The 6,523-nt window shown below is 38.7% G+C and carries 6 protein-coding genes and 2 pseudogenes; 2 read left to right on the forward strand and 6 right to left on the reverse strand.

Features of this window, described 5'->3' with window-relative positions:
* Positions 1-68: 68 nt before the first annotated feature.
* The 3 genes and pseudogenes from A2003_RS06450 to A2003_RS06460 form a co-directional block, all read right to left on the reverse strand.
* Positions 69-425, reverse strand: a pseudogene (locus A2003_RS06450) (AMP-binding protein); the annotation flags it as partial.
* Positions 426-533: 108 nt separating this feature from the next.
* Positions 534-980: pseudogene (locus tag A2003_RS06455) on the reverse strand (DUF2306 domain-containing protein); the annotation flags it as partial.
* Positions 981-1,088: 108 nt separating this feature from the next.
* Complete coding sequence (locus A2003_RS06460) at positions 1,089-1,256, reverse strand: hypothetical protein (protein ID WP_228271309.1); 168 nt, start codon at positions 1,254-1,256, stop codon at positions 1,089-1,091.
* 214 nt (positions 1,257-1,470) lie between these two features.
* Here A2003_RS06460 and A2003_RS06465 point away from each other — a divergent pair, with 214 nt between their 5' ends.
* A complete protein-coding gene (locus tag A2003_RS06465; RefSeq protein WP_004961901.1) occupies positions 1,471-2,415 on the forward strand; it encodes an ABC transporter permease in 945 nt (314 codons plus the stop codon).
* Positions 2,415-3,293: an ABC transporter ATP-binding protein gene (locus tag A2003_RS06470; protein WP_004639185.1), complete on the forward strand. Its 879-nt coding sequence runs from the start codon at positions 2,415-2,417 to the stop codon at positions 3,291-3,293. Before A2003_RS06465 ends, A2003_RS06470 begins: the two co-directional genes overlap by 1 nt.
* A 171-nt stretch (positions 3,294-3,464) precedes the next feature.
* Here the strand turns inward: A2003_RS06470 and A2003_RS06475 are convergent, their stop codons facing one another.
* From A2003_RS06475 to A2003_RS06485, 3 genes are all read right to left on the reverse strand, one after another.
* The gene (locus tag A2003_RS06475; RefSeq protein WP_286687008.1) at positions 3,465-4,487 is read right to left on the reverse strand and encodes an ABC transporter substrate-binding protein; all 1,023 of its coding nucleotides are present in this window, start codon (positions 4,485-4,487) and stop codon (positions 3,465-3,467) included.
* A 56-nt stretch (positions 4,488-4,543) separates the two neighbouring features.
* Positions 4,544-4,978 carry a CopG family ribbon-helix-helix protein gene (locus tag A2003_RS06480; protein ID WP_004954346.1) on the reverse strand — a complete coding sequence of 145 codons (435 nt, stop codon included), beginning with the start codon at positions 4,976-4,978 and terminating at the stop codon, positions 4,544-4,546.
* Between the two features lie 740 nt (positions 4,979-5,718).
* Positions 5,719-6,523: carboxyltransferase domain-containing protein (locus A2003_RS06485; RefSeq protein WP_286687009.1), on the reverse strand; the 805-nt coding region annotated here is incomplete at its 5' end.

Genomic DNA, 6,523 nt, shown 5'->3' on the forward strand with positions numbered 1-6,523 from the left:
AGATTAACCCGTTAGGTCAGGTGGCCTAACTTAAATAAAAAAGTCTCCGACAAACCCGGTACGGTTCACTCCGCAATGTCACCTGTATGCATCCAACCTGCGGCATCAATTACTTCACGGGTTTTTTCTTCTTCGCCCCAATAGCCTGCCATTACCGAGTAACCTCTAACGCATAGCTCGCCTAAAGTTCCTTGTGGTACGAGTTGCCCTTCAGGATCGACGATTTTGATTTCGACATGTGGATGAACATGTCCAACTGAACTGACGCGTTTATCAATGGTGTCACTCACGGAGCTTTGAACGCTGACTGGTGAAGTCTCAGTCATGCCATAACAAATCGTGATTTCTGACATATGCATGCGATCAATCACACGCTGCATGATTTCACGTGGGCATGGGCTTCCCGCCATGATCCCTGACAACAATAAGTACCCCATAACAAAACACTGCGGTAATAAAATCCCCGCGCCCCAATAATTTGAAGTGTTAAAGCCTACATCAGGAAATAATATACCTCCTAAAACCCAGTTATAGCGCAGGATTGGTGCAGTTAACAAAGCGCCGAAATTAATCGCCATATAAGCTTGATGTTGCGCGTATTCTTTGCGTTTTAAATGATAAATAGATAACCATAAACTAATAGTTACAATGATTACTAAAATCCATAGACCAACGTAAAATGAAAACGAATCATAAATGGTCTGAACAGGTGTAATCGTGAGATAAATTGCAGCTGCAATCATCGCAAGCTGTGCAGTCACCATGTATAAAGCACCAAAGCCTCGATGCCAAGGTGGATATCTATGTCGAAAGGCTGGCCAAAACTGTAAGGCACCAAACAGCATACAGATTCCTCCCATCACATTATGAAATGACAGTACGACCATGTTCTTTATTGGCATTTCTGCATAATGGTACATCGAATAGGTGAAGTAACTATCTGTACCATACGAGTGTTGATCAGATGTAACTTTACTCATTGCATATAACCATACCCCAGAGTGTTGCCAAGCTTGATTCAGTGCAGGATCATCAGAATGATCAGTATCAGCAGCTTTGTTGGTTTGGTGACGTTGCTCTAAAATTTGTTATGAACCAAAGATTGCTGGCGCAATATTTACCCGTCCCATATCAATTGCAAAAATAGCGTATAGACTTAATAAAGATGCACCAAAAATTACGAGGAACTTTAATATCCAATTACGCCAAACAGTTTTATTTTTCATTGGAAATAATGGATTTGAACTATCCGTCATCGTTTTAGTCCGCGCAAAAAGTGATAATGGGCATTCAAACAAGTTTTTTGTTTTATTTTCAGCCAATACTTATCAAAATCAGCCATTTTTCATTATAAAACAGATTTATTCTGCTCTAAATTCAGTCTCAAACTGAAAATAAGCCTGCTTGGCATCTATTTTGCTTAAACAGTATTACGTTTTATAAAAATTGTAATATTAAGAGGCAGTAGATATGAGTTACGTTGCACGCGAGCTCAGCCAAAAAAGCAAAATGTTATTTGGTTTCGGGTCATTTCTAATACCGATTTTACTGTGGTGTGCTGTGAGTTACTTTCCATTTATTTGGCATCCACAAGTAAAGATTACAGATTCTGGCAGCGTGACCTATTTACAGGTCGATAGTCGAATTGCTAAAGATATTTTCTATACCGAAGCACAAAGTGCTTTAGACCAAGGCAACACACCGCCACAAGGTGTTCTTGTTAATCCTATCTATTTGCCAGCACCGCATGAAGTTGCTATTGCATTAGTAACCGCTTTTACAACACCACCCGCGCAAGCTAATGATCCGTGGTTTCATGAAAGTCTTTGGCAGAGTATTAAACTCGTATTTACCGCCTTTTTTATTTCTTCTTTGGTCGGGGTGCCCTTAGGTATTTTGTGTGGTTTTTCTAGAACAATTTCTCAACTTACCGAACCCTTTGTTGAGTTTTTTCGTTATCTACCAGCCCCTGCTTTTGGTGCTTTGGCTGTTGCCATATTAGGTATCAACGATGCACCAAAAATAGCCATTATTATCATAGGTACGTTATTTCAACAGATTTTAATTATTGCCAATACAACTCGATTAGTTGATCGCAGTTTAATTGAAGCAGGTTTTACACTTGGAACGAACAAAACCAAAAGCTTAATTCATGTGGTGATTCCTGCTGCCTTACCTGAGATTTATCGAGATTTGAGAGTTTTGTTGGGTTGGGCGTGGACTTACTTGATCGTTGCTGAATTGATTGGGAGCACATCAGGTATTACGTGGTTTATTACCCAACAAGCACGTTACCAAAATTTTGACAATGTTTATGCAGCCATTCTCATTATTGGTGTGATTGGTCTGATTTGTGATGTCATTTTAATGAAACTTGGGCAGCAGCTTTTTAAATGGAAATCAGGAGCACACTAATGACAAATACCCATTTCAATGCTCGTGAATATTTTGATCATATTTATGAGCGTGCTGTCATCTTAGAAGCAAAACAACTCACGCAAAGCTTCAAACACGGTAAAACTGAACGAACTGTTTTAAACCAAATTGATTTAAAGATTCATAAACGTGAGTTTATTTGTGTGATCGGTCCTTCTGGCTGTGGAAAGTCAACATTCAGTCGGATTGTCGCTGGACTTGATTCTTATTCGGGTGGAGAGATTTTGATTGATGGACAACCGATCATGGGTCCTAGTCCTGAGCGCGGTATGGTGTTTCAAGGATATACACTGTTTCCGTGGAAAACAGTCAAAGAAAACGTGATGTTCGGCCCAAAAATGAAGGGACAAAGTGATAGTACGGCCGAGGCTCAAGCACGAGAATGGATTAATATTATCGGCTTAGAAAAATATGAAAATCAGTATCCTCATCAACTCTCTGGTGGAATGAAACAGCGTGTTGCGATTGCCAGAGCATTGGTGAATGAACCCAAAATTCTATTGATGGATGAACCATTTGGCGCACTTGATCCACATACCCGTCAGAAGATGCAACGGCACTTGATGGATTTATGGCAAAATATTGATATCACCATTATTTTTGTCACTCATGATATGGATGAAGCGATCTTACTCGCTGACCGTATCGTCGCATTGAAAGCCAATCCTGGTGAAATAAAAGAAATTATCGAAGTAGATTTACCTCGCCCACGTCATCCAGATCAAATGCTTTGCCCTGAATTTAAAGCATTGCGTCAACGTGTGGATCAACTCGTTCATGCCGATGAAGATCAACTCGATCCAGCACTTGAGGATTTGCCGTTGATTCCTCGTATGACTAAAGTAAGCGAAGATTGAAAAGCTGATACGTCAATAAAGTAAAAAATTTACAGCCCACTTATAAGAGTGGGTTTTTTATATGGAAGTATTCATTGATATATTTGATAGATAAAAAAACTCCCTCATGAAAGGGAGATTTTTAAGAGCTAATGATTAAATTTAAAAGTATTATTACCCAATATATTAAAACTATTTCACCTCTTCAATAAGCGTTGGGAATATCACGCCATCAACATCCACTTTAGTGGTATAGACTCCATTTTTAAAATTAAATTCGTTGACGTGATAACTTGAGCCATAGATAGAATCAAAGCTGTCGGATTTGGTAAATACCTTCTTATTTGCTTGCAGATCAAGTAAATGGGTTCCATCAATAAATTGAGCATATTGAGCAGCATCTAAACCGACTCGTTTTGCCATGATTGCTACAGCATCGTCTCGTGTTGCTGGATCATTGATATATTTAACAGTTTTATCCCATACCTGAATGATTTTTTTCCAATCTTCCTTATTTGCAGCAAGGTGTGTCATATTGACGGTCAAAGTATCATAAATCAGTCCCGGCTTATCTTTGGATGAGTAGATGATTTTAGAACCAGCAACCGCTTTTAATGCTTGATTGGCTACAGGTTGCCAAACTGCAATTGCCGACACATCAGGACTTGCAAACACTTGAGGTAATTCATTGGTTACTGCATTCACTAATGTCACTTCAGAGTTTGCTACTTTGGTATCATCTAAAGCTGTGTTGAGTAAATGATGATCAACCAATCCTTTCTCAACTGCAATTTTTTTACCTTTCAAATCAGCAATATTATTAATTCCACTTTTGGCAATAATGACATCATTTCCTGCGGAATAATCAGTTGCCAAAATCATGATGCCTTTGGTACCACCTGATGCGATCACCAAGTTATCACCATTGGATACAGAAACGGCATCGAGCTGATTGGCAGAAAATGCATTGATAGATGCAGAATAATCGAACCATTTGAATTCGACATTTACCCCCGCTTCTTTAAACCAACCCTTTTCAATAGCAACTTGCCATGCCACCCAACCTGGCCAATCACTATAGCCAATTGTAATTGGCTTACTATTGGTACTGCCTTCAGTTTTTGCCTTTGATTCTGGTAGTTTTGCTGTGTTGTCACAGCCCCCTAAAAAAATCGCTGTCAGCACAGATGCTGAAATCAGAGTTTTTTTGATCATCTTATGCTTGCTCCTATTATGCTTTGATATTTAGAACTTTTTGTCACTATGAATGTTTATGTGTTTTGTGCAATTGGCGGCATGACGGCATCCATCAATTCCAAATGCCCTTTAATTACCCCTTTTAATGCAATGAACTGCTGACTAATGGCTTTCAAATCACTACTGACACCTTGCATCAACATGACTTGTAGAACCTTGTCATCATCTAATTGAATATGTAATGAACTAATTACCTGAGCTAAGTGTTGTTGTTGAAGGTCAACAAGTTGTGTTCGAAGTGGTTTTAAACTAACGTCATACAACAATGTCAAAGTGCCAACCATAACCTCATCGTTTTTAGCCAGATCATCGATTAAGTGCCGATTGATCATGTCCAAGATTGCTTGTGAACGACTTTCGTAGTGTTGATCTACAATTTTTTGATCAAGTGCATTCAATGTAGTTTCGGGCACAGTAATACTGATTCGAGCTAACTTTTGCTTGGCCACAGTCTCATCCCTTTACTTTGCGTTCTGGGTGATTTTGTTTGATATACAAACCTGCCCTAGCACTGAATAATTCGACTAGAAATTTCTTAATAGGATGTCTTTCTACAGCATTAGTTTTGACTTCACACATATCTCAGCTCCTACAAGGGTATTACTAAAATTAGTTTTTGTATTACTTGTTTAGAATGCAGAATATGTGCCAATTTTTAGTGATTGAGATTTGTTGAATAAAGTTAAATTAAATAATAAAAAAAGCCCCACTACGCTGAGGTGGGGCTTGTTTAAAGTACTGTATGGCATCAGTTTATTCCATTGTTATTACTCATGTTCTGGTTATTCTTTTTATACATGTTGGAATGAACCAATGTTTGTGATTTAGTGATCAAGTTGGTTGCTCTCCTCTATTTATACTGTATATAAATAAAAGCAGAAAGCATGCCAAAATATCAGATAGTTTGGATTCGCTCAGAACATAATATAAATAAGCTACATAAGTAATGAAAGTAAGAATGAAGCTGATTTCCCAATCTTAAAAATGCCTAAAAAATGTATCAACTCGCACCATTTAGTTACGCTGAATGCATCAAAGTGTGGCTATATTTTACTCAGTTTGGGCCAACTCTTATTTTGTGGGGATCAAGAGCATTTAAGAAAAAAAGCCGTCGAATATAAACACATTCAAAAATGTAATTCTTAAATTAAAAAAGACCGCTTAAGCGGTCTTTTTTATTTCAATCTCATTAAGCCACTGGCGCTAGTGTAAATAACACCTGCCCTGTTTTAACAGTTTGTCCTTTTTCGATCGTAATGCTTTCAACCTTCATGCGTTCAGGTGCAACAATCGGAATTTCGATTTTCATAGCCTCGATGACTGCAAGTGTTGCTCCTTCCTCGACAATATCGCCAGATTGACATTCAATTTTCCAAATCGAACCTGGCATATGTGATTCAACTGCACAACCACCATCAGGAATGATGACGGTTTCACCCTCATCAACAGCATCCAAACTCTCTGAGACATATTCTGCAAGACCTGCCTCATGCCAACGACGACGTTCAGCATCAAAGTTAGCTTGTTGAGTTGCTTTAAAACTTGAAATGGTTTCAGCATTGTCTGATAAGAATTGATTATATTCTTTGAGGTTTAAAACACCTTCCTCAATTCTGAGTTTGAGTCGTCCTGCCTTAAAATCCTCACGCATCTGCATGAGTTCTGTTTCAGAAACTTCATAGAATTTAATCTGATCAAAGAAGCGCAATAACCACGGTTTACCTTGCTCAAAGTCTGCATTTCTACGATAGCGAGACCACATTTGAGTCGTTCTACCCACAAATTGATAGCCACCCGGTCCTTCCATTCCATAGACACACATATAAGCACCGCCGATTCCAACAGCATTTTCAGGTGTCCAAGTTCGTGCAGGATTATATTTAGTCGTTACGAGTCGTTGACGTGGATCAAGCGGTGTCGCAACTGGTGCACCGAGATATACATCACCTAAGCCCATCACCAAATAATTTGCGTTATACACCACATCTTTTACG

Source organism: Acinetobacter sp. GWC1_38_13, from assembly GCF_001767535.1.
GTDB lineage: Bacteria > Pseudomonadota > Gammaproteobacteria > Pseudomonadales > Moraxellaceae > Acinetobacter > Acinetobacter junii.

What these genes read in the sequence shown, in the direction of transcription:
- A2003_RS06460 (WP_228271309.1), bottom strand. Translation starts at nt 1,256, where the DNA reads ATGACGGATAGTTCAAATCCATTATTTCCAATGAAAAATAAAACTGTT.
- A2003_RS06475 (WP_286687008.1), bottom strand. Translation starts at nt 4,487, where the DNA reads ATGATCAAAAAAACTCTGATTTCAGCATCTGTGCTGACAGCGATTTTT.
- A2003_RS06465 (WP_004961901.1), top strand. Translation starts at nt 1,471, where the DNA reads ATGAGTTACGTTGCACGCGAGCTCAGCCAAAAAAGCAAAATGTTATTT.
- A2003_RS06470 (WP_004639185.1), top strand. Translation starts at nt 2,415, where the DNA reads ATGACAAATACCCATTTCAATGCTCGTGAATATTTTGATCATATTTAT.